This window comes from Streptomyces sp. NPDC046821, from assembly GCF_040645335.1.
Classification (GTDB): domain Bacteria; phylum Actinomycetota; class Actinomycetes; order Streptomycetales; family Streptomycetaceae; genus Streptomyces.
Genome location: NZ_JBEYYB010000020.1, coordinates 1 through 25,302, shown reverse-complemented (window position 1 = coordinate 25,302; position 25,302 = coordinate 1). Strand labels below are relative to the sequence as shown.

Genomic DNA, 25,302 nt, shown 5'->3' with positions numbered 1-25,302 from the left:
CCCGAGGGGGACGCGTGGAACTCGCCCAGGTCAGGCTCCTCGTCTCGGACTTCCGTGCCTGCTACCGCTTCTACGCCGACGTGCTCGGCCTCAAGCCGCAGTCGGGCGCGCAGGACGGGCCGTATGAGAAGTTCAGCCCCGCGACCGGGTCCGCGGGCATCGCGATCGAGGACCGGTCGATGATGGCCCAGGTCATCGGGGAGCTGGGGAAGGCGGCGAACGGGCACCGCTCGCTCGTCGTGCTGCGCGTGGACGACCTCGACCGGTACTGCGAGCAGATCGTCGCGCGGGGCGCCGAGATCGTGCGGGGGCCCGCGCCGATGACCGACCGGATGCGGGTCGCCCACCTCAAGGACCCCGAGGGCAACATCGTCGAGCTCCAGGAGTGGCTGCTGTTGCGCGGGTGACACCCGAAGGTGCCGGCCGGATAACATGCCCGGCGTAGGGACCGGACGGTGTGAGGAGACGTGATCGTGGCCGGAGAGCCGCAGGCCGACTGCCTGTTCTGCAAGATCGTCGCGGGGGAGGTGCCGGCCACCGTGGTGCGGGAGACCGAGACCACCGTCGCCTTCAGGGACATCAACCCGCAGGCGCCCACCCACGTCCTCGTCATCCCGCGCGTCCACCACCCCGACGCCGCGTCCCTCGCCGCCGCCGAGCCGGGGATCGCCGCCGACATACTGCGTGAGGCGGGCGAGGTCGCAGCTCACGACGGGCTCGAGAGCCACCGCATCGTCTTCAACACGGGCAGCGGCGCCGGCCAGACCGTCTTCCACGCCCACGCCCACGTCCTCGGAGGCCGCGGCCTCCAGTGGCCCCCCGGCTAGCGGGAGCGTTCAACACGCCGTGTCCGTACGGGAATTGGTGGTGCTCGGCACCGCGAGCCAGGTGCCCACCCGGCATCGCAATCACAACGGCTACCTGCTGCGCTGGGACGGAGAGGGCATCCTCTTCGATCCCGGCGAGGGCACGCAGCGCCAGATGCTCCGGGCCGGCGTCGCCGCGCACGACATCAACCGGCTGTGCGTCACCCACTTCCACGGCGACCACTCCCTCGGCCTCGCCGGGGTCATCCAGCGCATCAACCTGGACCGCGTGCCGCACCCCGTCACCGCGCACTACCCGCGCTCCGGGCAGCGCTTCTTCGACCGGCTGCGGTACGCGACCGCGTACCACGAGACCGTCTCGCTCGCCCAGGAACCGGTGAGCGGGGACGGCGGTGTCCTCGCGGAGACGTCTTCGTACACGCTGGAGGCGCGCCGCCTCTCACACCCCGTCGAGTCCTACGGCTACCGGCTCGTCGAGCCCGACGGGCGGCGGATGCTGCCCGCACTGCTCGCCCGGCACGGCGTCTCGGGGCCCGACGTGGGGGTCCTCCAGAGGGAGGGGAGCCTGCGCGGGGTCACCCTCGACGACGTGAGCGAGGTGCGGCGCGGGCAGCGGTTCGCGTTCGTCATGGACACCCGGCTCTGCGGCGGGGTGCGGGAACTGGCCGAGGGGTGCGACCTGCTCGTCATCGAGTCGACGTTCCTCGACGAGGATCATCAACTCGCTTCGGACCACGGCCACTTGACGGCAGGCCAGGCCGCGAAGGTCGCCGTCGAGGGCGGCGTACGGCACCTCGTGCTCACGCACTTCAGCCAGCGCTACTCCGACCCCGCCGAGTTCGAGCGCCAGGCCCGCGCCGCCGGGTTCACCGGGGAGCTGACGGTGGCACGCGACCTGGACCGGGTGCAGGTACCCAAACGCAGATAAACCGGGGCGTACGATGCTCCGATGCCCCTCGCTTCGCTGCCCAAAGCCGAACTGCACCTGCACATCGAAGGCACCCTCGAACCCGAGCTGGCCTTCGAACTCGCGGCCCGCAACGGCGTACAGCTCCCGTACGCCGACACCGAGGAACTCCGCAAGGCCTACCTCTTCGAGGACCTGCAGTCCTTCCTCGACCTGTACTACGGCCTGATGGCCGTCCTGCTCACCGAGGACGACTTCGAGCGGCTGGCCGACGCGTACCTCGCCCGCGCCGCCGCGCAGGGCGTCCGGCACGCCGAGATCTTCTTCGACCCGCAGGCCCACATCGCCCGGGGCGTGCCGATGGGGACCGTCGTGAACGGGCTGCACGCCGCCCTCTCGCGCAGCGTGGAGCGGCACGGCGTCTCGACCCGGCTCATCATGTGCTTCCTGCGCGACCAGTCCGCCGAGTCCGCGATGCAGACCCTGGAGGCGGCGAAGCCGTACCTCGACAAGATCGTGGGCGTCGGCCTCGACTCCGCCGAGGTCGGCAACCCCGCCTCGAAGTTCCGCGAGGTGTACGAGGCGGCGGGCGCGCTCGGGCTGCGCAAGGTCGCGCACGCGGGCGAGGAGGGCGACCCCTCGTACATCTGGGAGGCGCTCGACATCCTCGGCGTCGAGCGCGTCGACCACGGCCTCCGCAGCATGGAGGACCCGAAGCTCGTCGAGCGCCTCGTCCGCGACCGGATCCCCCTCACGCTGTGCCCGCTGTCGAATGTCCGGCTGCGCGCCATCGACGTCCTGGAGGACCACCCGCTGAGCCGCATGATGGACGCCGGACTGGTCTGCACGGTGAACTCCGACGACCCCGCCTACTTCGGCGGCTACGTCGGTGACACCTTCCACGCCGTTCGCGAGGCGCTGGCCCTCGAGCCCGAGCGGCTGCGGGAGCTCGCCCGGAACTCGTTCGTGGCCTCGTTCCTCGAGGACGACGAGGAACTGCGCGCCCGCTACCTCGCCGAGGTCGACGCGTTCGCGTTCGACGACTGACCGAGGGCGGACCCGCCCCGCGGTCCCGCAGTGGAGAACTCGTCCTGCGTCGGGACCGGTTGGGGCGTGCTGACCGTGATCTCCACGACCGGCTGCTCCACGGTGCCCGGCTGCGGGACCGCGCCCGCCTGAGCACCCGTCACACCGGCCACGAGAGCGGCGGGTGCGACACCCCGGCGCCGGATCGTGCCGGGCAGCAGCAGACGGCCACTCGTGTGCAGGGCGACGGCGGTGAGCGGCAGCGCCAGGACGAGGAGCAGCACGGCGAGGGTCGTGCCCATCGCCGGGTAGCCCGCCGTCTGGGACAGGACGCTGCCGGTGAGCGGGCCGCAGGCCGTACCGAGCGACGACGCCGAACCGACGAGCACCGCCCAGCGGCCGCGCGGGTCCAGGGACGCGGCGAGACCTATCAGGTACGACAGGACCACCGGGTAAAACGTGTTCCACGCGATCTCACCGGTCGCGAACGACGCGAGCCCGTCCGCGCGGGCGCTCAGCACGATGCAGCACGCGATGAGCGCCGTACCCGCGCCGATCGGCACCGCACGGCCGAGCCGCGTGCCGAGCGCACCGGCACCGAGGACGCCCACGAGCGCCGTGCCGAGCGCCACCGCGAACACCGCGCCGACAGTGACCTCCGTCAGACCCGCCTGGTCCGTCCCGATCCGGCTGCTGACTCCCCACAGCGAGTTCTGCGCCATCGACCAACACACCATCGACCCGGCGAGCACGAGCCCCGTGCGGCGGTACGGCAGTGGGGTGGCCGGCGCGGACGACTCCGCCTCGACCGCGCCCGGCCGCACGACCTGCCCGAGCGAGGCCGTCGCCGGCCAGGTCGCGAGGGCCGTCAGCGCGATCGCCGCGAACGGCAGCGCATGACCCGGGCCGAGATGAGGCAGCGTCAGATACAGCGCGCCGGCCAGCGCCGAGACGCTGAGCAGGCCGAGCGTCGACGCCCGGTGCGGGTCACGCTGCGCGGCGATGCCCGTCGCGGCCACCGTGGTCGCCGTACCCGAGCCGAAACCGCCCGCCATCGCCCCGAGCACCACCAGCGGCACCCACGAAGTGGCCGCCGCGGTGCCGTACCCGAGGGCCGCGAGCAGTAGACCGCAGCGGGCCAGAGTGCGGGGACCGATGCGGTCCACGCGGCCGGCGAACGTGAAGCCCGCCGCGGCCGAACTCATCAGCAGCGCACTGCCGATGACGCCCGCCTGGGCCGGCGGGAGATGAAGACTGTCGCCGAGCCGGCCCACGATGGTGGGCAGCAGATACGGCGCGAGGTAACCGGCGGTGAAGAGGGCGACAAGGGGCCGGGGGATGCGGCGGGACACGGGCGTTCCAAGGCGTGCGGATGTACGGGACGAGGACATGCGAAATGCGGGTATGCCAGAGAAGGCAAGAGTTTTTTGGGGTGCACCAGGGCTCGTGACACGAGGGGGCGCGGCCAATTTGTATCAAGCGGGGGGAGCGCCGAAAAAGCCGGAGCGGTGTGATCTGGGGCACGTTTTGTTTGGTGGGGGGACCCCCGGGTAGGCGTGCTGCTTTTTCACAGGGGTAAAGAGGGAGGTGAGCGGCCTTTTCCGCCCGTCCCGGGCGGCCTCGGCGCCCATCCCCGAACGCCCCGACCGCACCCGTCCCTGAGCGACCCGCCCGCCCCCGCCCCGGCGTGACCGCGGCCCCGTCCCGGCGTGACCGCGGCCCCGTCCCGGCGTGACCGCGAGCCCCGTCCCGCACGCCGCCGGCCGCCCGCGCTACGCGTGTTGGCCGGGGGGCATCAGGCACACTGTGCGGACCCTCACCACCTTGGGGAGCCCACCGTGAACTCCATCGACCCGGCGCACGTGGATCCGCTCGCTCCGCTGCGCACCCCCGACGACCCGCCCTGCGACGTCTTTCTGACGGGGACCGTCTTCCTGGACATCATCTTCACGGGGCTGGACAGCGCCCCCGTGCGGGGGACCGAGTCCTGGGCGCGCGGGATGGGGTCGAGCCCCGGCGGCGTCGCCAACATGGCCACCGCCCTGGCGCGGCTCGGGCTGCGGACGTCGCTGGCCGCCGCGTTCGGCGACGACCACTACGGCGAGTACTGCTGGGACACCCTGGAGCAGGGCGAGGGCATCGACCTCAGCTCCTCGCGGACCGTGGCCGGCTGGCACTCGCCCGTCACCGTCTCCATGGCGTACGAGGGGGAGCGGACCATGGTCAGCCACGGTCACGAGCCGCCGCCGGAGGAGCCCGCGCCCGCGTGCCCGCCGCGCGCCCGCGCAGCCGTCGCTTCGCTCGCCCCCGGCGTGACCGAGCCCTGGATCGCCAGCGCCGCGGACCAGGGGACGCGCATCTTCGGCGACGTCGGATGGGACGACACCGGCCACTGGGACCTGGGCGCCCTCGCCGACCTGTCCCGCTGCGAGGCCTTCCTCCCGAACGCCGAGGAGGCCATGCGCTACACCCGCACCGACTGCCCCAAGGCCGCCGCCCACGCCCTCGCCGAACATGTGCCGGTGGCCGTCGTCACCCTGGGCGCCGAGGGCGCGTACGCCGTCGACGCGGGCAGCGGCGAGACCGCGTCCGTCCCGGCGATCAAGGTCGAGGCCATGGACCCCACGGGGGCCGGTGACGTGTTCGTCGCCGGGTTCGTGACCGGGACGCTCGCCGGGTGGCCGCTCGCGGACCGGCTCGCGTTCGCCGGGCTGACCTCCGCGCTGTCCGTCCAGGAGTTCGGCGGCTCCCTGTCCGCGCCCGGCTGGTCGGAGACCGCGGCCTGGTGGCGGCACGTGCAGGCCTACGACGACCAGGAACCCGCGGCCCTGCGCCGGTACGCCTTCCTGGAGCAGCTGCTGCCCGAGGTGACCAGACCCTGGCCGCTGCGCCGGGCGGTCCCGACGATCGGTTTCGGACGGTCCGTATAGATCCGTACCCGTCTGCCGCGGGCCCCCGGAAAAGGCCTACGGCGTTGTCGGTGCACCGTCGTACCCTTGGCAGTGCAAGGCTGTCGACGCGGGCGCGAGCCCCCGCACAAGGAGGATGAGCAGGCCTTCAGTGCCGGCCCATGACTCAGACACCCACCGCTCAGGCGCGAGCGCATTTCACTGTCCCGGCGAACCATCCGATGGTGACCGTCCTCGGATCCGGTGACGCGCTTCTTCGCGTGATCGAGACGGCTTTCCCGGAGGCCGACATCCATGTCCGGGGCAATGAGATCAGCGCCGTGGGCGACGCCCGGGAAGTCGCCCTGATCCAGCGCGTGTTCGACGAGATGATGCTGGTGCTCCGCACCGGTCAGCCGATGACGGAGGACGCAGTGGAACGCTCGATCGCCATGCTCAAGGCGAGCGAGAACGGGGAGGGTCCGGAGGAGACTCCGGCCGAGGTTCTCACTCAGAACATCCTGAGCTCGCGGGGCCGCACCATCCGCCCCAAGACCCTGAACCAGAAGCGGTACGTCGACGCCATCGACAAGCACACCGTCGTCTTCGGCATCGGCCCCGCCGGTACGGGCAAGACGTACCTCGCCATGGCCAAGGCGGTGCAGGCCCTCCAGTCCAAGCAGGTCAACCGCATCATCCTGACGCGGCCGGCCGTCGAGGCGGGCGAACGCCTCGGCTTCCTGCCGGGCACGCTCTACGAGAAGATCGACCCGTACCTGCGCCCCCTGTACGACGCGCTGCACGACATGCTCGACCCCGACTCCATCCCCAAGCTGATGGCCAGTGGGACGATCGAGGTGGCGCCGCTGGCGTACATGCGTGGCAGGACCCTGAACGACGCGTTCATCATCCTCGACGAGGCGCAGAACACGAGCCCCGAGCAGATGAAGATGTTCCTCACGCGGCTCGGCTTCGACTCGAAGATCGTCATCACCGGTGACGTGACGCAGGTCGACCTGCCGAGCGGCACGAAGAGCGGTCTGCGCCAGGTCCAGGAGATCCTGGAGGGCGTCGACGACGTCCACTTCTCGCGGCTCACGTCCCAGGATGTCGTCCGGCACAAGCTCGTCGGCCGTATCGTCGACGCGTACGAGAAGTACGACAGCCAGCACGGCACGGAGAACGGCTCGCAGAAGAGCCGCGGCAGAGGGAAGTAGCAAGCACCGCATGTCGATCGACGTCAACAACGAGTCCGGAACCGAGGTCGACGAGCAGGCGATCCTCGACATCGCCCGCTACGCGCTCGCGCGGATGCGCATCCACCCGCTCTCCGAACTCTCGGTGATCGTCGTGGACGAAGACGCCATGGAGCAGCTCCACATCCAGTGGATGGACCTGCCGGGGCCCACGGACGTCATGTCCTTCCCGATGGACGAGCTGCGCCCGCCGTCGAAGGACGACGAGGAGCCCCCGCAGGGCCTGCTCGGCGACATCGTGCTCTGCCCCGAGGTCGCCAAGAAGCAGGGCGAGGACGCCCCCACGCAGCACTCCATGGACGAGGAGCTCCAGCTCCTCACCGTCCACGGAGTGCTGCACCTGCTCGGTTACGACCACGAGGAGCCCGACGAGAAGGCCGAGATGTTCGGCCTCCAGGCGGCCATCGTGGACGGGTGGCGCGGTGACAAGGGCCTGACCGGCCCGTCCCCGGCGCCCACCGTGTCATGAGCTTTTCCCTTGTCGCGGGCGCTGTCGCCCTCGTCGTGGTCGCGTGGCTCGCGGCCTGCGCCGAGGCCGGCATCGCCCGCATCTCCAGCTTCCGCGCCGAAGAGGCCGTACGGTCCGGGCGGCGCGGCAGCGACCGGCTCGTCCAGGTCACGGCCGACCCCACGCGCTATCTCAACGTCGCCCTGCTCGTCAGGGTCGCCTGCGAGATGGCCGCCGCCGCCCTCGTCACGTACGCCTGCCTCCAGGAGTTCGACAAGACCTGGCAGGCACTGGCCGTCGCCATCGCCGTCATGGTGCTCGTCTCGTACGTGGCCGTCGGCGTCTCGCCGCGCACCATCGGACGCCAGCACCCCCTGAACACGGCCACGGCCGCCGCCTACGTGCTGCTGCCGCTCGCCCGCGTCATGGGCCCCATCCCGCCGCTGCTCATCCTCATCGGCAACGCCCTCACCCCCGGCAAGGGCTTCCGGCGCGGGCCGTTCGCCTCCGAGGCCGAGCTGCGCGCCATGGTCGACCTCGCCGAGAAGGAGTCCCTCATCGAGGACGAGGAGCGCCGCATGGTGCACTCCGTCTTCGAGCTGGGCGACACCCTCGTCCGCGAAGTCATGGTGCCCCGCACCGACTTGGTCGTCATCGAGCGGTACAAGACGATCCGGCAGGCCCTCACCCTCGCCCTGCGGTCCGGGTTCTCGCGCATCCCGGTCACCGGCGAGAACGAGGACGACGTCGTCGGCATCGTGTACCTCAAGGACCTGGTCCGGAAGACGCACATCAGCCGGGAGGCCGAGAGCGAGCTCGTCTCGACCGCGATGCGCCCCGCCGCCTTCGTGCCCGACACGAAGAACGCGGGCGACCTGCTGCGCGAGATGCAGCAGCTCCGTAACCACGTGGCCGTCGTGATCGACGAGTACGGCGGCACCGCGGGCATCGTCACCATCGAGGACATCCTCGAAGAGATCGTCGGCGAGATCACCGACGAGTACGACCAGGAAATCGCGCCCGTGCAGGACCTCGGCGACGGCCGGTACCGCGTGACGGCCCGCCTCGACATCGGCGACCTCGGCGAGCTGTACGGGATCGAGGAGTTCGACGACGAGGACGTCGAGACCGTCGGCGGACTCCTCGCCAAGGCGCTCGGGCGCGTACCGATCGCGGGCGCCTCGTCCGTCGTCGAACTGCCCGACGAGCGCGAACTGCGGCTCACCGCCGAGGCTGCCGCGGGCCGGCGGAACAAGATCGTGACGGTGCTCGTCGAGCCGGTGGCCAAGGACGGGGATGTGACGTCGTGACCCCTCAGCAGCTGCGCGCCCTGTGCCTGTCGTTCAACGCGGCGGTCGAGGACTTCCCCTTCAACGCGGAGACCTCGGTCTTCAAGGTGCTCGGGAAGATGTTCGCCCTGTCGACCCTGGACGCGCGGCCGCTGACCGTCAACCTCAAGTGCGACCCCGACGACGCGGTGCGCCTGCGCTCCGAGTACGACGCGATCGTCCCCGGCTGGCACATGAACAAGCGCCACTGGAACACGGTGACCGTCGGCGAACTCCCCGACCGCATGGTCCGGGAACTCGTCGAGGACTCCTACGACCTGGTGGTGGCGGGCCTACCGCGCGCGGAGCGGCTCAAGCTCGACAGGCCCTGACGGGGCGGCCCGGCCGGCGTTCCTTATGCTCACCCCATGACTGAGAGCACCGACCTCACCCCCGAGGACCGCAAGATCGTCACCCTGGCCCGCAGCGCCCGGGCCCGCAACGGCGTCCCCGAGGGAGCCGCTGTACGCGACGAAACGGGCCGCACGTACGTAGCCGGCACCGTCGCCCTCAACTCCCTGAAGCTCTCCGCCCTGCGCACGGCGGTGGCCATGGCGGTGGCCTCGGGCGCGGAGTCGCTGGAGGCGGCGGCGGTGGTGTCGGGAGCGGAGGCCGTGACGCCGGAGGACGTGGCGGCGGTCCTGGACCTGGGCGGCATCGGTACGCCGGTGATCTTGGCGGGCCCGGACGGAACGGTCAGGTCTACGGTCGAGGCCTGATCGTCCAGGTAGTCGGGCAAATCCAGCCCGTCCGGCGTTTGAGGACCGGGGTCTGGGGCGGAGCCCCAGGACTTTCGGGAAGGGGCGGGCTGGGGGAGAAAAACCGGGGGTCCACGCACGCGGTGCGGCAGCCCCCCGCGTATCAGGGACAATGGGCGCCATGAGCGTTCGTACCCAGTCATCCGAGCCGTCCGGGGAAGCAACCCACCGCGCCGGCTTCGCCTGCTTCGTCGGCCGCCCCAACGCGGGCAAGTCCACCCTCACGAATGCTCTGGTCGGCAAGAAGGTGGCGATCACCGCGGACCAGCCGCAGACCACGCGGCACACGGTGCGCGGCATCGTGCACCGGCCCGACGCCCAGCTGATCCTGGTGGACACCCCCGGGCTGCACAAGCCGCGCACGCTGCTCGGCCAGCGGCTCAACGACGTGGTGCGCACCACGTGGGCCGAGGTCGACGTGATCGGCTTCTGCCTCCCGGCGAACGAGAAGATCGGCCCCGGCGACCGCTTCATCGCCAAGGAGCTCGCCTCCATCAAGAAGACGCCGAAGATCGCGATCGTCACCAAGACCGACCTCGTCGACAGCAAGGCGCTCGCCGAGCAGCTCATCGCCATCGATCAGCTCGGCAAGGAGCTGGGCTTCGAGTGGGCGCAGATCGTGCCGGTCTCGGCCGTCGCCGACAAGCAGGTCGGCCTGCTCGGCGACCTCCTCGTGCCGCTGCTGCCCGAGGGCCCGGCGCTCTACCCCGAGGGTGACCTCACGGACGAGCCGGAGCAGGTCATGGTGGCCGAGCTGATCCGCGAGGCGGCGCTCGAAGGTGTGCGGGACGAGCTGCCGCACTCCATCGCCGTGGTCGTCGAGGAGATGCTGCCTCGGCCTGACCGGCCCGAGGACAAGCCGCTGCTCGACATTCACGCGTTCGTCTACATCGAGCGGCCCAGCCAGAAGGGGATCATCATCGGTCCCAAGGGCAAGCGGCTGAAGGACGTGGGGATCAAGTCCCGTAAGCAGATTGAAGCGTTGCTGGGGACGCCGGTATTTCTTGACCTGCACGTCAAGGTGGCCAAGGACTGGCAGCGGGATCCTAGGCAGCTTCGTAAGCTCGGGTTCTGAGCGGGTTTTTGGCTGCGGGTCGGTGGGGGCTGGTCGCGCAGTTCCCCGCGCCCCTTTCAGGGCGCCTCACTCGACGCCCCTGATCCGCGTCACCAGCAACGCCCCCACCAGTCCCACCCCCGCCGCAACCAGATACAGCACCCGGTATCCGCCCAAGTACGTCACGATCGGTGCGGCCAGCACTGGCGCTGCCACCTGCGGTAGCGAGTTCGCGATGTTGATGACGCCCAGGTCCTTGCCCCGGTCCAGTGCCCGGGGCAGGACGTCCGTCATCAGGGCGAAGTCGACCGACGTGAAGACGCCGAAGCCGATGCCGAGGAGCGCCGCCGCGACGATCGCCCCGGGCCACGTCTGCCACCCGGCGAGCGCCGCGGTCGCCACCGCCATCAGGACGCCCGACCAGATCACGAACGGTTTCCGTCGCCCCACCCGGTCCGACGCGATACCGGAGACGACGACGGTGGCGAGCAGCGTCACCCCGTTCACCGCCGTCAGGATCAGCACGCCCGTGTCCGGGTCGGCGTAGTGCAGCTGGTCGCGCAGGTAGTACAGGAGATACAGCAGCACCAGCGCGTTGCCGAGGTTGATCAGGAAGCGGGTCAGCCAGGCCCACGCGAGGTCCGGGTGGCGGCGCGGGCTCAGCCAGAAGCCCGCCAGGAACGCCCGCCAGTCCCACTCCGGCCGGTCCGCCGGCGCGAGCCGCAGGTCCGGATGCCGCAGCACGTACGGCAGGACCCCCGCCACCGTGAACACGGCACAGGCCGTGTACCCGCCGGCGACCCCGCCCACGACCGTCGCGAGCCCCGTGCCCACGACGACGCCCAGGATCTGCGCGGCGCCGAGCCAGCCGCCCACCGCGCCCCGCTGGAGCCGCGGCACCCGGTCGGGCACGGCCGCCGTCACCGCCGCGAACGCCGCGTTCAGCGTGAGCTGCACCAGGCACCAGCCCACCGCCATCGTCCACACCGACCCGGCCCCGGCCAGCAGGAGCAGCGAGAGGGCGCCGCCGCCCGTCCCGGCCACGATCCACGGCGTACGCCGCCCGAACCGCGACACCGTACGGTCGGACAGCGCGCCGAAGAACGGGTTCGCGGCGAGCGACACCACCGCGCCGGCCCCGGTCACCCAGGCCAGCACGCTCTCCTTGGACATGCCCGTGCCGGGCGCGAAGTCCGCGGCCTGGAGCGCGAGCAGGATCTGCAGAGGCCCGTACCAGCCCACCCAGATCGCACCGTTGGCCAGCGACAGACTGGCCGTCCAGCCGCGCCCGACCCGCTCGACCGGCTCGTCGAGCGCCGTCGTGGTGGCGGTCGTCATCTGCCCTGCGCCCGGAGCACGTCACGCAGCCAGTGGTACGAGGCCTTCGGCGTGCGCTTCTGCGTCGCGTAGTCGACGTGGACGAGGCCGAAGCGGCGCGCGTACCCCTCGGCCCACTCGAAGTTGTCCATCAGCGACCACACGAAGTAGCCGCGTACGTCGACACCGGCCTCCATGGCCCGGTGCAGCGCCCGCAGATGGCCGTCCAGGTAGGTGATGCGCTCCTGGTCGTCGATGCCCTCGTAGCTGCAGCCGTTCTCGGTGATGACGACGGGCGGCAGCCGGTCGCCGTAGCGGTCGCGGAAGGCGAGCAGCAGCTCGGTCAGTGCCTCGGGGACCACCGGCCAGCCGAAGTCGGTGACCGGATAGCCCTCGATCTCCCTTGGTGAGAAGGGGAGTTCGGGCGGGAGCGTGAGCCCGGAGAACTCGGTGGCGCCGCCGGCGGGGAGGGGCGCGCCCACCTTGGTCGGCTGGTAGAAGTTCATCCCGTACCAGTCGATGGGCGCCGAGATCACCTTCAGGTCGGCCTCGACGTCGCCCGGCATCAGGTCCCCGATGCCCTCCGGGTACTGGCCCAGAAGCAGCGGGTCGGCGAAGAGCCGGTTCAGGAGCACGTCGTAGAAGTCGGCGGCCTCGCGGTCGGCGGGCTCGTCGGACGCGGGCCAGGTCGGGCCGTGAGAGTTCGCGATCCCGATGTCCGTGGCCCCGGCCGCGCGCAACGCCTGTACGCCGAGACCGTGCGCGAGGAGCTGGTGGTGGGCCACCGGCAGCGCGTCGAACAGCAGCTCCTTGCCGGGCGCGTGCTGGCCGAGCGCGTGGCCGAGGAGTGTGTGCTCGGCGGGTTCGTTGAGGGTGATCCACTTGTCGACGCGGTCACCGAGCCGGTCCGCGACTTGCGCCGTGTACTCCGCGAAGCGCGACGCGGTGTCCCGCTTCAGCCAGCCGCCCTCGTCCTCCACGGACAGCGGCAGGTCCCAGTGGAACAGCGTCGGCACGGGCCGTACGCCCGCCCCGCGCAGCTCGTCGACGAGCCGGTCGTAGAAGTCGAGGCCGCCCGGTGACAGGACCCGCGGCCACGAGATGGAGAAGCGGTACGCGCCGACGCCGAGGCCGGCGATGAGGGCCACGTCCTCGCGGTAGCGGTGGTAGTGGTCGCAGGCGACGACGGCCGTCGAGCCGTCCTTCACCCGGCCGGGCTGCTCGGTGAAGGCGTCCCACACCGACGGGACGCGCTCGTCGACGGCGCCCTCGATCTGGTGGGCCGAGGTGGAAACACCCCACAGGAAGTCGTGCGGGAACGGGGGTACAGGTTCGCTCGCTGCCATGCGCGTGATCATCCTTACCGCCGGTAACAGAAGTCAACGCCCTTGCAGCGAGAGGCTGTTACTCCTGTGCGGCGAGAGGCCGTTACGCCCCTTCCTTCAGCACCCGCGAGATCAGCCCGCGCAGCCCCTCCGTGAGCCGTGGATCCGCGCAGTACACGGTCCGCCCGTCCACCGTGATCGCGTAGCTGAACCCGTCCGGCACCCCCGCCGGCGGCGAACCGTGGCCGTCGGCCAGCGCCCGCTCGGCCAGCGCGTGCCACTCGTGGGCGTCGGCGCGGCCTGAGGTGTCGACCTCGGCGCGCCGCTCGATCCCGGCGAATCCTCCGCTGCGGGTGACCTGAATACGCATGGGACCTGTGTACTCCAACGGCCGCCCGGCGCGCAGCCGGACGGTCGTCGGAGTCACCTAGGAGTCCCTTTACTGCGTCGCGACCCCGACCTGCTGCCAAGCCTTCAGGACCGCGTCCAGCTCGGCGCCGTCCTGGTAGCGGTCGCGCGCGACCTTCACCGTGAGCTTCGCGAAGGCCGCGAAGTCAGCGTCCTTCGCCAGCTCGCCGCCGGTCAGGGTGTCGTACCAGATCTGCCCGGCCCGCTCCCACGCGTTGCCGCCGAGCGCGGTGGCCAGCAGGTAGAAGGCGTGGTTGGGGATGCCGGAGTTGAGGTGCACACCGCCGTTGTCACTACTGGTCTGCACGTAGTGCGCCATGTCGGCGGGCTGCGGGTCCTTGCCGAGCACGTCGTCGTCGTACGCCGTGCCGGGCGCCTTCATGGAACGCAGCGCCTGGCCCGTGACGCGCGGCGCGAGCAGGCCCGCGCCGATCAGCCAGTCGGCCTCGGTGGCGCTCTGGCCGAGCGCGTACTGCTTGATGAGCGAGCCGAAGACGTCCGACACCGACTCGTTCAGGGCGCCGCTCTGCCCGAAGTAGTCGAGGTTCGCCGTGTGCTGCGTGACGCCGTGCGTCAGCTCGTGCCCGATGACGTCGACCGGGATGGTGAAGTCGAGGAAGATCTGCCCGTCCCCGTCGCCGAACACCATCTGCTCGCCGTTCCAGAACGCGTTGTTGTAGTCGCGGTCGTAGTGCACGGTCGCGTCCAGCGGAAGCCCGCTGCCGTCGATCGAGTTCCGGCCGTACGCCTTCAGATACAGCTCGAACGTCGAGCCGAGGCCCGCGTACGCGCGGTTGACGGTCGCGTCCTGGCCCGCCGGGTCACCCTCGCCGCGCACCTTCGTGCCGGGCAGCTCGGTGGTGTGGGCGGTGTCGTAGACCGTGCGCTGGGGCTTGTCGGCGGGGGCGTCCGCGGGGCGGGTCACCGCGGCGGCGCCGACCACCGTGGTCAGCCGGCGCCGGGTGCGCTCCATCGCGTCGCGTTCCAGGGTGCGGCGGGCCAGTGCTGCCAGTGCGGAGTCTTCGGCCTGAGCCGCTCTGTCGAGGATGTGCGGGGGAACGATGGTGCAGAAGACGGGTTCGTGGCCTGTGCGAATGGCAGTCATCGTGGCACTGTGGCACTGAGTCACGCCGCTGTCACGGGAAGCGACCGAGATTAATGAAATAGAGGTGTTCGTCACCTCTTGCCCGTTACCTCATCGCAGTCCCGCATACTGATACGACCCCTCGTCCTCCACGCAGCTGAGCTAGGCTGCGACGCATCATGCGTTTCGGGCTGCTTCTCCTTAGCTGCCGCGGCGAGGGCCTGTAGTCGAGGCCGACCCCCTCCCCGCGGAGTTCGGTGTTGCGCTTAGACCGTCGGCCGTCCTTCAGGACACACCCGAGGAGCCCCGCACATGCCGAACTTCCAGCGCCCCACGTCCATGCCGGTCCACAAGTACGGACAGTACGAGCAGGTCGACATCCCCGACCGCACGTGGCCGCAGAAGCGCGTCACCACCGCCCCCCGCTGGCTCTCCACCGACCTGCGCGACGGCAACCAGGCGCTGATCGACCCCATGTCCCCCGCGCGCAAGCGCGAGATGTTCGACCTGCTGGTCCGCATGGGCTACAAGGAGATCGAGGTCGGCTTCCCCGCCTCCGGCGAGACCGACTTCGCGTTCGTACGGTCGATCATCGAAGAGGGCGCGATCCCGGACGACGTGACGATCTCCGTGCTGACGCAGGCGCGTGAAGAGCTGATCGAGCGCACCGTCGAGTCCCTGAAGGGCGCCAAGCGCGCCACGGTGCACCTGTACAACGCGACGGCGCCCACGTTCCGCGAGGTCGTCTTCCGCGGCACCAAGGAGCAGATCAAGCAGATCGCCATCGACGGCACGCAGCACGTCATGGACTACGCCGAGAAGATCCTGGGCCCGGAGACGACCTTCGGCTACCAGTACAGCCCCGAGATCTTCACCGACACCGAGCTGGACTTCGCGCTGGAGGTCTGCGAGGCGGTCATGGCGGTCTGGAAGCCGGGCCCCGGCCGCGAGATCATCCTCAACCTGCCTGCCACGGTGGAGCGTTCGACCCCGTCCACGCACGCGGACCGCTTCGAGTGGATGCACCGCAACCTGTCGAACCGCGAGTACGTCTGCCTGTCCGTGCACCCGCACAACGACCGCGGCACCGCCGTCGCCGCCGCCGAGCTGGCCCTGATGGCCGGCGCCGACCGCATCGAGGGCTGCCTGTTCGGCCAGGGCGAGCGCACCGGCAACGTCGACCTGGTCACCCTGGGCATGAACCTGTTCTCGCAGGGCGTCGACCCCCAGATCGACTTCTCCGACATCGACGAGATCCGCCGCACCGCCGAGTACTGCAACCAGATGGAGGTCCACCCGCGCCACCCCTACGCGGGCGACCTGGTCTACACGTCCTTCTCCGGCTCCCACCAGGACGCCATCAAGAAGGGCTTCGAGGCGATGGAGGCGCGCGCCAAGGCCGCCGGCAAGACCGTCGACGACATCGAGTGGGCGGTCCCGTACCTGCCCATCGACCCCAAGGACGTCGGCCGCTCCTACGAGGCCGTCATCCGCGTCAACTCGCAGTCCGGCAAGGGCGGTATCGCGTACGTCCTGAAGAACGACCACAAGCTGGACCTGCCGCGCCGGATGCAGATCGAGTTCTCGAAGATCATCCAGGCGAAGACGGACGCCGAGGGCGGCGAGGTCACGCCGAAGGAGATCTGGTCGGTCTTCGAGGACGAGTACCTGCCCAACGCCGAGAACCCCTGGGGCCGTATCCAGGTCAGGAACGGCCAGAGCACGACCGACACGGACGGCGTGGACACGCTGACCGTCTCGGCCGACGTCGACGGCCAGGCCACCGTCCTGACCGGCACGGGCAACGGACCGATCTCCGCGTTCTTCGACGCCCTGCAGGCCGTCGGCATCGACGCCCGCCTGCTGGACTACCAGGAGCACACCATGAGCGAGGGTGCCTCCGCGCAGGCCGCCTCGTACATCGAGTGCGCGATCGGCGACAAGGTCCTGTGGGGCATCGGCATCGACGCGAATACGACACGCGCCTCCCTGAAGGCCGTCGTCTCCGCGGTCAACCGCTCCGCCCGCTGACCCAGGTCACCGGCTTTTCCACCGGCCCCGCCCGCCCTCGTGGCAGGCGGGGCCGCGTCGTATACCGGCCACGGACCGGGACAAGGTACTGACGCCACATCCAAAGTGTGGCTAACATCACGCCCAACCCTGCGATGTTGCCGGGTTGTTATGGAGGTGTGCCAGTGCTGACGAATCGGGGACGAACCGCTCGAAACGGCCATGACGTCCAGCAAGGCCGCAACGGCGGTGCGCCGCGACCCGGTACCCGGCTGCCACGCCTCGTCGGCGTCCGCACCTCGTGGACCACCGTCGGCGACGGGGAGTTCTTCTGCCCCGGCTGCGGCGGCGACCGCAACTACCGCCGCCGTACCGGCCGTCGGCGCTTCGTGTTCCTCGGCGTCCCCCTCGTCCCGCGCGGCGCCACCGGGCCCGTCGTCGAGTGCGCGGCCTGCGAGGACCGCTTCGCCGTCGACGTCCTCGACCACCCCACGACCAACCGTTTCTCCGCGATGCTGCGCGACGCCGTCCACACGGTCGCCCTCGCCGTCCTGTCCGCCGGCGACGCCACCTCCCGCCCCGCCCTGGAGACCGCCGCGACGACGCTGCGCTGCGCGGGCTTCGAGGACTGTACGGAGGTCCGGCTCGCCGCACTCGTCGAGGCGTTGCACGCGGACGTCGGCCGCGCTGCCGAGAACTGCGGACCGGGCGCCGGACTCGCCATCGAGCTCCACGAGGCCCTCGACCCGCTCGCCCCGCACCTCGCTCCCGCCGGCCGCGAGTCGATCCTGCTCCAGGGTGCGCGGATCGCTCTCGCCGACGGCCCGTACACGCCCGCCGAGCGGGACGTCCTCAGTACGGCGGGCGCCGCGCTGACGATGTGCACGGACGAGGTCGCCCAGCTCCTGGAAGCGGCGCGTACGCCGTCCTGAGGGTGGCCACTGTCCTGCCCGGGTCAGCGCCGGCAGGCCTGTTCGTGAACGCTGCGCATTCCGGCGGTGGACGCACAATGTGGCGCGCCCGGAATTCCTGACCCGCCGCTGTCGGACATATCTTTTCTTGATCCATGCCATTTCTCCATGGCATGTTCGAATTCGCCCCCGGTGCCCTCGGCGCAGAGAGCCAAAGGTCCCCCAACTCTAATTGGCGGGCCGCGCTCCCGGGGGCGGAAGCGTGAAATCCGACGGCGGCGGGGAGCCACCTGACGTGGGAGGAAGGGCCGGTCGGGCGCGCGATCGGAGGTATGGGAAGGGGTCCGGGAAGACACCCGGGAATTTCCCGTTCCGGCCCTTGGGAATTCGACTCTCCGGTTACCCCGATGACGCTCGTGCGCCATGTCCCGTGTCCGCTCGTGGAATGGTGACGTTGTTGCGGTTGACGCTGCCGCCCGCGCACGGAACGTATGGACAGGAGTCACCGCCGATGAAGCCGCCAATCGGTTCTTACGCCGTCGACCTCAGCACCGGACAGGTGGGCAGGGTCATGGGGCACGAGGGTCCGTACGTACAGCTCCGGCCCTTCGGCGGCGGACGCGAATGGGACTGCGCCCCCGAGACGGTGCGCGAGGCGACGACCTCCGAGCGGCTGCGCGCGGCCACCGCCTACGCGAACGCCAGGAGCCGGGGCGAGGTCCCTTAACGCGGGTAACTCCGGCCCGCCCGCGTAGGCGAGAATGGGCACATGAGTCTGTTCCGCGACGACGGCATCGTGCTGCGCACCCAGAAGCTGGGCGAGGCGGACAGGATCATGCTGCTTTCTCCCGGGGGACGACCCCCGTACCCCCAGCCGGAGACACGTGGGGGCGTGCGATGAGCCTTTTCCGTGACGACGGCATCGTGCTCCGCACTCAGAAACTCGGCGAGGCGGATCGCATCATCACGCTCCTCACTCGCGGTCACGGGCGCGTACGGGCCGTGGCGCGCGGCGTGCGGCGGACCAAGTCCAAGTTCGGGGCCAGGCTCGAGCCCTTCTCCCACGTCGACGTGCAGTTCTTCGCCCGCGGCAGCGAACTGATCGGGCGCGGGCTCCCGCTGTGCACGCAGAGCGAGACCATCGCCGCGTACGGCGGCGGCATCGTCACCGACTACGCCCGCTACACCGCCGGCACGGCCATGCTGGAGACCGCGGAACGCTTCACGGACCACGAGGGCGAACCGGCGGTCCAGCAGTACCTGCTCCTCGTCGGCGGACTGCGCACCCTCGCCCGCGGCGAGCACGAACCCCACCTCGTCCTCGACGCCTTCCTGCTCCGCTCCCTCGCGGTCAACGGTTACGCCCCGAGTTTCGGCGACTGCGCCAAGTGCGGGCTTCCCGGCCCCAACCGGTTCTTCTCCGTCGGCGCGGGCGGCTCGGTTTGCGCCGACTGCCGGGTAGCGGGCAGCGTCGTACCCTCACCGCAGGCCCTCACCCTCCTCGGCGCGCTGCTGACCGGCGACTGGGAGACGGCCGACGCGTGCGAGGCACGCTTCGTCAGAGAGGGCAGCGGGCTGGTGTCGGCCTACCTGCACTGGCATCTGGAGCGCGGACTGCGCTCCCTGCGTTACGTAGAGAAAAGCTAGAACTGAGCTAGGGGAGAGCCCACATGGCACGCCGCGGAATTCTCGGACGGTCCCGCCGTGAGTACAAGACGCCCGAGCCGCACCCGTCGGGCGCGCGGCCGCCGAAGATCCCGGGCGAGCTGGTGCCGGAGCACGTCGCCATCGTGATGGACGGCAACGGCCGGTGGGCGAAGGACCGCGGACTGCCGCGCACGGAGGGCCACAAGGTCGGCGCCGAGCGCGTCCTCGACGTCCTCCAGGGCGCGATCGAGATGGGCGTCGGTGCGATCTCGCTCTACGCCTTCTCCACGGAGAACTGGAAGCGCTCGCCCGACGAGGTCCGCTTCCTCATGAACTTCAACCGCGACTTCATCCGCAAGACCCGCGACCAGCTCGACGAGCTGGGCATCCGGGTCCGCTGGGTGGGCCGGATGCCCAAGCTGTGGAAGTCGGTCGCCCACGAGCTGGAGATCTCCCAGGAGCAGACCAAGGGCAACGACAAGCTGACCCTGTACTTCTGCATGAACTACGGCGGCCGCGCCGAGATCGCCGACGCCGCGCAGGCCCTCGCCGAGGACGTGAAGGCGGGCCGCCTCGACCCGTCCAAGGTCAGCGAGAAGACCTTCGCGAAGTACCTCTACTACCCGGACATGCCGGACGTCGACCTGTTCCTCCGCCCCAGCGGCGAACAGCGCACGTCCAACTACCTGCTGTGGCAGAGCGCGTACGCCGAAATGGTCTTCCAGGACGTCCTGTGGCCCGACTTCGACCGCCGCGACCTCTGGCGAGCCTGCGTCGAATACGCCTCCCGAGACCGCCGCTTTGGCGGGGCGACGCCTAACGAGGTGCTTGCGCAGCTGGAGAACAGCGGCAAGTAGCAGAACGCGCCCCTGAATGCTGCGCGCAGCGCAAGCATTTCAGGGGCGCGGGGAACTGCGCGACCAGCCACAACGCACCCGCACCCGACACCTACTCCGCGGCAGCACACTCCGCACAGGTCCCAAAAATCTCCACCGTATGAGCAACATTCACGTACCCGTGCTCCGCGGCGATCGCCTCAGCCCACTTCTCCACGGCCGGACCCTCGACCTCAACGGCCTTCCCACACACCCGGCACACCAAGTGATGGTGATGCTCACCGCTGGAGCACCGCCGGTAAACCGCCTCGCCCTCCGACGTGCGCAGCACATCGACCTCGCCCGCGTCGGCGAGCGACTGCAGGGTGCGGTAGACGGTCGTCAGACCCACCGAGTCACCCTTGTGCTTGAGGACGTCGTGGAGCTCCTGGGCACTGCGGAACTCGTCCACCTCGTCGAGCGCCGCCGCGACGGCCGCACGCTGGCGGGTCGACCTGCCTCGAACCGGGGCTCCCACTGTTGCCTCCTCGGGTTTACTGCTGGTGGCCCATTGTGCCAGCCCGCGCCCCGCGCGAGTCAGACCTCGGCCCCGGCCTGCCCCGGGATCTGCGCCGGAATCGGGCACTGCGCCGGATCACCCTCGGCGTTCACCGCGGCCCGCGCCCGGCGCTTCGCGAGCGGTGTCGCGATCAGGGCGAACACGATGAACGTGGCGATGGTCAGCAGCACGATCGTCGCGCCCGGCGGGATCTCCACGTAGTAGTTGGTGATCGTGCCGCTCAGCGTCGTCGTGACACCGATGGCCACGGCGATCGCGAACGTCGCCGCGAAACTCCGCGTCAGCTGCTGCGCCGCCGCCACCGGAACCACCATCAGCGCTGATACGAGCAGCAGGCCCACGACGCGCATCGCGACCGTGACCGTGGCCGCCGCCGTCACCGCGACCAGCAGGTTCAGCACCCGCACCGGAAGCCCCGTGACCCGCGCGAACTCCTCGTCCTGGCTGATCGCGAACAGCTGCCGGCGCAGCCCGATCGTCACAAGGGCGACGAACCCGGCGAGCACACAGATCGCCACGAGGTCGCTCTGCGACACCGTCGACAGCGAACCGAAGAGATAACTCTGCAGATTGGCCGTCGAGCCGCCGGGCGCCAGGCTGATCAGCATCACGCCGCCCGCCATACCCCCGTAGAACAGCATCGCGAGCGCGATGTCGCCGCGCGTCTTCCCGTACCAGCGGATCAGTTCCATGATCACCACGCCGACGACGGAGACGGCCATCGCCATCCACACGGGTGACGTGGAGAGCAGGAAGCCGAGGCCCACACCCGTCATCGCGACATGGCCGATGCCGTCGCCCATCAGGGCCTGCCGGCGCTGCACCAGATAGATGCCGATCGCGGGAGCCGTGATGCCGACGAGAACCGCGGCGAGCAGCGCCCGCTGCATGAAGGCGGAGTCGAGAAATTCCATGTCAGCTCAGCAGTCCTGTGCGTACGGGCGTGATGTCCGAAGTGTGTGGGTGTACGTGGTCGTGGCCGGGCAGCGCGTGCTGGCCGACCGCCTCCGGGGGCGGCCCGTCGTGCAGCACACAGCCGTCACGCAGCACGACCGCGCGGTCGATCAACGGCTCCAGTGGCCCGAGTTCGTGCAGGACGAGCAGTACGGACGCGCCCGCCGCGACCTGCGCGCGGAGCGTCTCCGCCAGGATTTCCTGGCTCGCGAGGTCGACGCCCGCCATCGGCTCGTCCATGATCAGCAGCTCCGGCTCGGAGGCCAGGGCGCGCGCGATGAGTACCCGCTGGTGCTGACCGCCCGAGAGCGCGTCCACCGAGTCCTTCGCCCGGTCGGCAAGCCCGACCAGCGCGAGAGCCCGGCGTACCGCCTCCCGGTCCGCCTTGCGCAGCACGCCGAACCGGGCCCGCGACAGCCGGCCCGAGGACACGACCTCGGTCACCGTGGCCGGCACCCCGCCCGCGGCGGTCGTCCGCTGCGGCACGTACCCGACCCGCTTCCAGTCCCGGAAGCGCCGCCGAGGCGTACCGAAGATCTCGACCTCGCCGCCGCTCACGGGCACCTGCCCGATGACCGTACGGACGGCCGTGGACTTGCCCGAGCCGTTCGCGCCGAGCAGGGCCACCACCTCACCGCGCCGCACCGTCAGATCGATGCCGCGCAGCACGGGACGGGACCCGAGCTCGGCGGTGACCCCGCGCAGGGCGATGACGGGCTCGCCGGCCCCTGCCGAAGCGTCCATGCCGCTCAACTCCTTCGTCACGCCGGTCACTTGGCACCCAGCGCCTGCTGCAGCGCCTTGAGGTTGGAGTCCATGACCTGGATGTAGTCGCCGCCCCTGGACTTGGGCGTGATGCCTTCGAGCGGGTCGAGCACGTCGGTCCGCAGACCCGTGTCGCCCGCGAGGGTCTTCGCCGTCCGGTCGCTGACGAGCGTCTCGTAGAAGACCGTGGTCACCCCGTCGGCCTTCGCCATGCTCTGGAGGTCCTTGACGCGGGCCGCGCTCGGCTCGCCCTCGGGGTCGAGGCCGCTGATGGCCTCCTCGGTGAGCCCGTACCGTTCGGCGAGATAGCCGAAGGCCGCATGGGTGGTGATGAACACCTTCGACCGGGTGTTCTTCAGCCCGTTCTCGTACCGCGTGTTCAACGCGTCGAGCTTCTTCACGAGAGCGGCGGTGTTCTTCTCGTACGTGGCCGCGTTCTTCGGGTCCGCCTTCTCGAAGGCCTTGCCCACACCCTCGGCGACCTCGGCGTACTTCACCGGGTCCAGCCAGATGTGCGGGTCCCGCCCCGCGGCCCCGCCCTGCTCGTGGTCGTGCTCCGCGGCGTGCCCGCCGACCTCGGTGCCGTGCTCCTCGAGATGCGTCAGCGACGCCACGTCGACCTTGGTCTTGATGGACGACTGGGCGATCGCGTCGTCGACGGCCGGCTGGAGACCCTTGAGATAGAGGGCGACGCCCGCGTCCTGCATCCGCGCGGTCTGCCGGCCACTGAGCTCCAGATCGTGCGGCTCCACGCCGGGCTTGGTCAGATTGGTTACGGCGACGTGGTCGCCGCCTATCTGCTCGGCGAGGTACTGCATCGGATAGAACGACGCCACGACCGCGAGCTTGCCGTCGCTGTTCCTGCCGTCACCCGAGGCTGTCGAGCAGCCGGTGAGGGCCGCGAGGCCGAGCGCGGTGACGGTGGCGACGGCGGCGGTGGGTATGAGTCGGCGTACGTTCATGACAGTCATTTTCAACAAAGATGGAAACGATTGTCAACAAGCCGTCGCCACGATCACATCGAAACGGGCATCCCACCCCACCGCGGCATCCGGACCCCTAACCGATTTGATCCGGGCCCCCAGGCCGCCGGTAACCTGAAGCATTCGCATTTCGCTCTGAAGCAGCATCCGCTTCGTCGTCGTCGTAATGAAGAGAGCACCGTGGCCGCCGACAAGATCGACACCATCGTCAGCCTGAGCAAGCGCCGTGGCTTCGTCTACCCGTGCAGCGAGATCTATGGCGGTCAGCGCGCCGCCTGGGACTACGGGCCGCTGGGCGTCGAGCTGAAGGAGAACCTCAAGCGCCAGTGGTGGCGCTACATGGTCACCTCGCGCGAGGACGTCGTCGGCATCGACTCGTCGGTGATCCTGGCGACCGAGGTGTGGCAGGCCTCCGGCCACGTCGCCACCTTCACCGACCCGCTGACCGAGTGCACCTCCTGCCACAAGCGCTACCGCGCCGACCACCTGGAGGAGGCGTACGAGGCCAAGCACGGCAAGCTGCCGGAGAACGGCCTCACCGACCTCAACTGCCCCAACTGCGGCAACAAGGGCACGTTCACCGAGCCCAAGCAGTTCTCGGGCCTGCTCTCCACGCACCTCGGCCCCACGCAGGACAGCGGCTCCATCGCCTACCTGCGCCCCGAGACCGCCCAGGGCATCTTCACCAACTTCGCCAGCGTCCAGCAGACCTCGCGCCGCAAGCCGCCGTTCGGCATCGCCCAGATGGGCAAGTCGTTCCGCAACGAGATCACGCCGGGCAACTTCATCTTCCGCACCCGCGAGTTCGAGCAGATGGAGATGGAATTCTTCGTCAAGCCGGGCGAGGACGAGAAGTGGCAGGAGTACTGGATGGAGCAGCGCTGGAACTGGTACACCGGCCTCGGTATGCGCGAGGAGAACATGCGCTGGTTCGAGCACCCGAAGGAGAAGCTCTCCCACTACTCGAAGCGCACCGCTGACATCGAGTACCGCTTCCGCTTCGGCGGCAGCGAGTGGGGCGAGCTCGAGGGCGTCGCCAACCGCACGGACTACGACCTGTCCGCGCACTCCAAGGCGTCGGGCCAGGACCTCTCCTACTTCGACCAGGAAGCCGGCGAGCGCTACACCCCGTACGTCATCGAGCCCGCGGCCGGCGTCGGCCGCTCGATGCTCGCCTTCATGCTCGACGCGTACGTCGAGGACGAGGCCCCGAACGCCAAGGGCAAGATGGAGAAGCGCACGGTCATGCGCTTCGACCACCGCCTCGCCCCGGTCAAGGTCGCGGTCCTCCCCCTGTCCCGCAACCCGGAGCTGTCCCCGAAGGCGAAGGGTCTGGCCGCGGCGCTGCGCCAGAACTGGAACATCGACTTCGACGACGCCGGCGCCATCGGCCGCCGCTACCGCCGCCAGGACGAGATCGGTACGCCGTTCTGCGTCACGGTCGACTTCGACACCCTCGAGGACAACGCCGTGACCGTCCGCGAGCGCGACACCATGAAGCAGGAGCGCGTCTCCCTCGACCAGATCGAGGGCTACCTGGCCGCGCGCCTCATCGGCTGCTGATCTCCCCTAGGGGACCCGCACCAAACAGAAGCGGCCCGGGAGCGTGAACACCACGCTCCCGGGCCGCTTCGGCGTCTCCCGGGGGACGGCGCGGGGCCCGCGCCGACCCGAATTGACATGGGGCCGCTACCTCTCTAGAGTCCTCCGAGTTGTCACCCGGCCGTTCGGCCCCGTGACAGCACCTCCGCCGCTGAAGCGGCACCCAACCAAGCAGCACTCTCTCCCTCCGGGAGTGAATTCGGCGTGCCCGAATTCAATTCACGGTGGAGGTGGCGGCCCGATTAGGAACCGCCGGGAAGTTCCGCTAATGTTTGGGACGTCGGAACGGCCCAACAGCCGGAAAGACAAACCCGACCGACTGGGAATCAGGCCCGAAAGGATCTGATAGAGTCGGAACCGCCGGAAAGGGAAACGCGAAAGCCGAAAGGCCGGAGCGGAAACCTGAAAG

The 25,302-nt window shown here is 69.9% G+C and carries 26 protein-coding genes and 1 pseudogene; 18 read left to right on the top strand and 9 right to left on the bottom strand.

The features are described 5' to 3' along the window. Positions 1 to 14 precede the first annotated feature (14 nt). The 4 genes from ABZ893_RS32555 (at position 15) to ABZ893_RS32540 (ending at position 2,781) form a co-directional block, all read left to right on the top strand. Positions 15 to 407 (top strand): VOC family protein, encoded by a 393-nt coding sequence (locus ABZ893_RS32555; protein WP_361411269.1) that lies wholly within the window; start codon positions 15 to 17, stop codon positions 405 to 407. A 66-nt stretch (positions 408 to 473) separates the two neighbouring features. Then, positions 474 to 827: a histidine triad nucleotide-binding protein gene (locus ABZ893_RS32550; protein WP_361411267.1), complete on the top strand. Its 354-nt coding sequence runs from the start codon at positions 474 to 476 to the stop codon at positions 825 to 827. A 19-nt stretch (positions 828 to 846) separates the two neighbouring features. Continuing rightward, positions 847 to 1,755: a ribonuclease Z gene (locus ABZ893_RS32545; RefSeq protein ID WP_361411265.1), complete on the top strand. Its 909-nt coding sequence runs from the start codon at positions 847 to 849 to the stop codon at positions 1,753 to 1,755. A 21-nt stretch (positions 1,756 to 1,776) separates the two neighbouring features. After that, positions 1,777 to 2,781 (top strand): adenosine deaminase, encoded by a 1,005-nt coding sequence (locus ABZ893_RS32540; protein WP_361411263.1) that lies wholly within the window; start codon positions 1,777 to 1,779, stop codon positions 2,779 to 2,781. On the opposite strand, the gene ABZ893_RS32535 is transcribed toward ABZ893_RS32540, so the two are convergent. After that, the gene (locus ABZ893_RS32535) at positions 2,742 to 4,151 is read right to left on the bottom strand and encodes an MFS transporter (protein ID WP_361411261.1); all 1,410 of its coding nucleotides are present in this window, start codon (positions 4,149 to 4,151) and stop codon (positions 2,742 to 2,744) included. The two genes, ABZ893_RS32540 and ABZ893_RS32535, sit on opposite strands and share 40 nt — an antisense overlap. Before the next feature lie 447 nt (positions 4,152 to 4,598). On the opposite strand from ABZ893_RS32535, the gene ABZ893_RS32530 reads away from it, so the two are divergent. The 7 genes from ABZ893_RS32530 to era all read left to right on the top strand — a co-directional run bounded on the left by ABZ893_RS32530 (position 4,599) and on the right by era (position 10,513). Then, complete coding sequence (locus ABZ893_RS32530) at positions 4,599 to 5,690, top strand: PfkB family carbohydrate kinase (protein WP_361411259.1); 1,092 nt, start codon at positions 4,599 to 4,601, stop codon at positions 5,688 to 5,690. A 140-nt stretch (positions 5,691 to 5,830) separates the two neighbouring features. Then, positions 5,831 to 6,865, top strand: a complete 1,035-nt coding sequence (locus ABZ893_RS32525) for a PhoH family protein (protein WP_361411257.1) — start codon at positions 5,831 to 5,833, stop codon at positions 6,863 to 6,865. Positions 6,866 to 6,875: 10 nt separating this feature from the next. Continuing rightward, a complete protein-coding gene (ybeY, locus tag ABZ893_RS32520; protein ID WP_361411255.1) occupies positions 6,876 to 7,373 on the top strand; it encodes an rRNA maturation RNase YbeY in 498 nt (165 codons plus the stop codon). After that, positions 7,370 to 8,662: a hemolysin family protein gene (locus ABZ893_RS32515; protein ID WP_361411253.1), complete on the top strand. Its 1,293-nt coding sequence runs from the start codon at positions 7,370 to 7,372 to the stop codon at positions 8,660 to 8,662. The genes ybeY and ABZ893_RS32515 overlap by 4 nt, the downstream gene beginning before the upstream one ends. Then, positions 8,659 to 9,012, top strand: a complete 354-nt coding sequence (locus ABZ893_RS32510; protein WP_361411251.1) for an MmcQ/YjbR family DNA-binding protein — start codon at positions 8,659 to 8,661, stop codon at positions 9,010 to 9,012. The genes ABZ893_RS32515 and ABZ893_RS32510 overlap by 4 nt, the downstream gene beginning before the upstream one ends. A gap of 36 nt (positions 9,013 to 9,048) precedes the next feature. Continuing rightward, complete coding sequence (locus tag ABZ893_RS32505) at positions 9,049 to 9,399, top strand: cytidine deaminase (protein WP_361411249.1); 351 nt, start codon at positions 9,049 to 9,051, stop codon at positions 9,397 to 9,399. 151 nt (positions 9,400 to 9,550) lie between these two features. Continuing rightward, positions 9,551 to 10,513 carry a GTPase Era gene (era, locus tag ABZ893_RS32500; protein WP_361411247.1) on the top strand — a complete coding sequence of 321 codons (963 nt, stop codon included), beginning with the start codon at positions 9,551 to 9,553 and terminating at the stop codon, positions 10,511 to 10,513. A 66-nt stretch (positions 10,514 to 10,579) separates the two neighbouring features. On the opposite strand, the gene ABZ893_RS32495 is transcribed toward era, so the two are convergent. From ABZ893_RS32495 to ABZ893_RS32480, 4 genes are all read right to left on the bottom strand, one after another. Beyond that, a complete protein-coding gene (locus ABZ893_RS32495; RefSeq protein ID WP_361411245.1) occupies positions 10,580 to 11,830 on the bottom strand; it encodes an MFS transporter in 1,251 nt (416 codons plus the stop codon). Further along, positions 11,827 to 13,167: a GH1 family beta-glucosidase gene (locus ABZ893_RS32490; RefSeq protein WP_361411243.1), complete on the bottom strand. Its 1,341-nt coding sequence runs from the start codon at positions 13,165 to 13,167 to the stop codon at positions 11,827 to 11,829. The genes ABZ893_RS32495 and ABZ893_RS32490 overlap by 4 nt, the downstream gene beginning before the upstream one ends. Before the next feature lie 70 nt (positions 13,168 to 13,237). Continuing rightward, entirely contained in the window at positions 13,238 to 13,504 is a 267-nt protein-coding gene (locus ABZ893_RS32485; protein ID WP_361411241.1) for a protealysin inhibitor emfourin, read from the bottom strand. Between the two features lie 69 nt (positions 13,505 to 13,573). Beyond that, positions 13,574 to 14,647, bottom strand: coding sequence for a M4 family metallopeptidase (locus ABZ893_RS32480; RefSeq protein ID WP_361411239.1), 1,074 nt, complete (start codon positions 14,645 to 14,647; stop codon positions 13,574 to 13,576). Between the two features lie 291 nt (positions 14,648 to 14,938). Here ABZ893_RS32480 and leuA point away from each other — a divergent pair, with 291 nt between their 5' ends. The 6 genes and pseudogenes from leuA (at position 14,939) to ABZ893_RS32450 (ending at position 20,051) form a co-directional block, all read left to right on the top strand. Beyond that, positions 14,939 to 16,657 carry a 2-isopropylmalate synthase gene (leuA, locus tag ABZ893_RS32475; protein WP_361411237.1) on the top strand — a complete coding sequence of 573 codons (1,719 nt, stop codon included), beginning with the start codon at positions 14,939 to 14,941 and terminating at the stop codon, positions 16,655 to 16,657. Between the two features lie 251 nt (positions 16,658 to 16,908). Beyond that, positions 16,909 to 17,568, top strand: a complete 660-nt coding sequence (locus tag ABZ893_RS32470) for a TerB family tellurite resistance protein (protein ID WP_361411383.1) — start codon at positions 16,909 to 16,911, stop codon at positions 17,566 to 17,568. A 490-nt stretch (positions 17,569 to 18,058) separates the two neighbouring features. Continuing rightward, complete coding sequence (locus tag ABZ893_RS32465; RefSeq protein ID WP_361411235.1) at positions 18,059 to 18,274, top strand: hypothetical protein; 216 nt, start codon at positions 18,059 to 18,061, stop codon at positions 18,272 to 18,274. A gap of 42 nt (positions 18,275 to 18,316) precedes the next feature. Continuing rightward, positions 18,317 to 18,391: pseudogene (locus ABZ893_RS32460) on the top strand (DNA repair protein RecO); the annotation flags it as partial. Between the two features lie 53 nt (positions 18,392 to 18,444). Beyond that, the gene (gene recO, locus ABZ893_RS32455) at positions 18,445 to 19,194 is read left to right on the top strand and encodes a DNA repair protein RecO (protein ID WP_361411233.1); all 750 of its coding nucleotides are present in this window, start codon (positions 18,445 to 18,447) and stop codon (positions 19,192 to 19,194) included. Between the two features lie 23 nt (positions 19,195 to 19,217). After that, a complete protein-coding gene (locus ABZ893_RS32450; protein WP_361411231.1) occupies positions 19,218 to 20,051 on the top strand; it encodes an isoprenyl transferase in 834 nt (277 codons plus the stop codon). 91 nt (positions 20,052 to 20,142) lie between these two features. On the opposite strand, the gene ABZ893_RS32445 is transcribed toward ABZ893_RS32450, so the two are convergent. From ABZ893_RS32445 to ABZ893_RS32430, 4 genes are read right to left on the bottom strand one after another with little or no spacing between them, the layout of a single operon-like run. Beyond that, positions 20,143 to 20,547 (bottom strand): transcriptional repressor, encoded by a 405-nt coding sequence (locus ABZ893_RS32445; RefSeq protein WP_361411229.1) that lies wholly within the window; start codon positions 20,545 to 20,547, stop codon positions 20,143 to 20,145. Positions 20,548 to 20,606: 59 nt separating this feature from the next. Continuing rightward, entirely contained in the window at positions 20,607 to 21,503 is an 897-nt protein-coding gene (locus tag ABZ893_RS32440; RefSeq protein WP_361411227.1) for a metal ABC transporter permease, read from the bottom strand. A 1-nt stretch (position 21,504) separates the two neighbouring features. After that, positions 21,505 to 22,287, bottom strand: a complete 783-nt coding sequence (locus ABZ893_RS32435; RefSeq protein ID WP_361411225.1) for a metal ABC transporter ATP-binding protein — start codon at positions 22,285 to 22,287, stop codon at positions 21,505 to 21,507. 26 nt (positions 22,288 to 22,313) lie between these two features. Then, a complete protein-coding gene (locus ABZ893_RS32430; RefSeq protein ID WP_361411223.1) occupies positions 22,314 to 23,270 on the bottom strand; it encodes a metal ABC transporter substrate-binding protein in 957 nt (318 codons plus the stop codon). A gap of 201 nt (positions 23,271 to 23,471) precedes the next feature. Here ABZ893_RS32430 and ABZ893_RS32425 point away from each other — a divergent pair, with 201 nt between their 5' ends. After that, positions 23,472 to 24,854, top strand: coding sequence for a glycine--tRNA ligase (locus ABZ893_RS32425; RefSeq protein ID WP_361411221.1), 1,383 nt, complete (start codon positions 23,472 to 23,474; stop codon positions 24,852 to 24,854). Positions 24,855 to 25,302 lie beyond the last annotated feature (448 nt).

Coding starts and splice junctions, on each gene's coding strand:
- recO (WP_361411233.1), top strand. CDS start 18,445: ATGAGCCTTTTCCGTGACGACGGCATCGTGCTCCGCACTCAGAAACTC.
- ABZ893_RS32450 (WP_361411231.1), top strand. CDS start 19,218: ATGGCACGCCGCGGAATTCTCGGACGGTCCCGCCGTGAGTACAAGACG.
- ABZ893_RS32535 (WP_361411261.1), bottom strand. CDS start 4,151: ATGTCCTCGTCCCGTACATCCGCACGCCTTGGAACGCCCGTGTCCCGC.
- ABZ893_RS32525 (WP_361411257.1), top strand. CDS start 5,831: ATGACTCAGACACCCACCGCTCAGGCGCGAGCGCATTTCACTGTCCCG.
- era (WP_361411247.1), top strand. CDS start 9,551: ATGGGCGCCATGAGCGTTCGTACCCAGTCATCCGAGCCGTCCGGGGAA.
- ABZ893_RS32515 (WP_361411253.1), top strand. CDS start 7,370: ATGAGCTTTTCCCTTGTCGCGGGCGCTGTCGCCCTCGTCGTGGTCGCG.
- ABZ893_RS32540 (WP_361411263.1), top strand. CDS start 1,777: ATGCCCCTCGCTTCGCTGCCCAAAGCCGAACTGCACCTGCACATCGAA.
- ABZ893_RS32480 (WP_361411239.1), bottom strand. CDS start 14,647: ATGACTGCCATTCGCACAGGCCACGAACCCGTCTTCTGCACCATCGTT.
- ABZ893_RS32495 (WP_361411245.1), bottom strand. CDS start 11,830: ATGACGACCGCCACCACGACGGCGCTCGACGAGCCGGTCGAGCGGGTC.
- ABZ893_RS32440 (WP_361411227.1), bottom strand. CDS start 21,503: ATGGAATTTCTCGACTCCGCCTTCATGCAGCGGGCGCTGCTCGCCGCG.
- ybeY (WP_361411255.1), top strand. CDS start 6,876: ATGTCGATCGACGTCAACAACGAGTCCGGAACCGAGGTCGACGAGCAG.
- ABZ893_RS32490 (WP_361411243.1), bottom strand. CDS start 13,167: ATGATCACGCGCATGGCAGCGAGCGAACCTGTACCCCCGTTCCCGCAC.
- leuA (WP_361411237.1), top strand. CDS start 14,939: ATGCCGAACTTCCAGCGCCCCACGTCCATGCCGGTCCACAAGTACGGA.
- ABZ893_RS32430 (WP_361411223.1), bottom strand. CDS start 23,270: ATGAACGTACGCCGACTCATACCCACCGCCGCCGTCGCCACCGTCACC.
- ABZ893_RS32505 (WP_361411249.1), top strand. CDS start 9,049: ATGACTGAGAGCACCGACCTCACCCCCGAGGACCGCAAGATCGTCACC.
- ABZ893_RS32485 (WP_361411241.1), bottom strand. CDS start 13,504: ATGCGTATTCAGGTCACCCGCAGCGGAGGATTCGCCGGGATCGAGCGG.
- ABZ893_RS32435 (WP_361411225.1), bottom strand. CDS start 22,287: ATGGACGCTTCGGCAGGGGCCGGCGAGCCCGTCATCGCCCTGCGCGGG.
- ABZ893_RS32465 (WP_361411235.1), top strand. CDS start 18,059: ATGAAGCCGCCAATCGGTTCTTACGCCGTCGACCTCAGCACCGGACAG.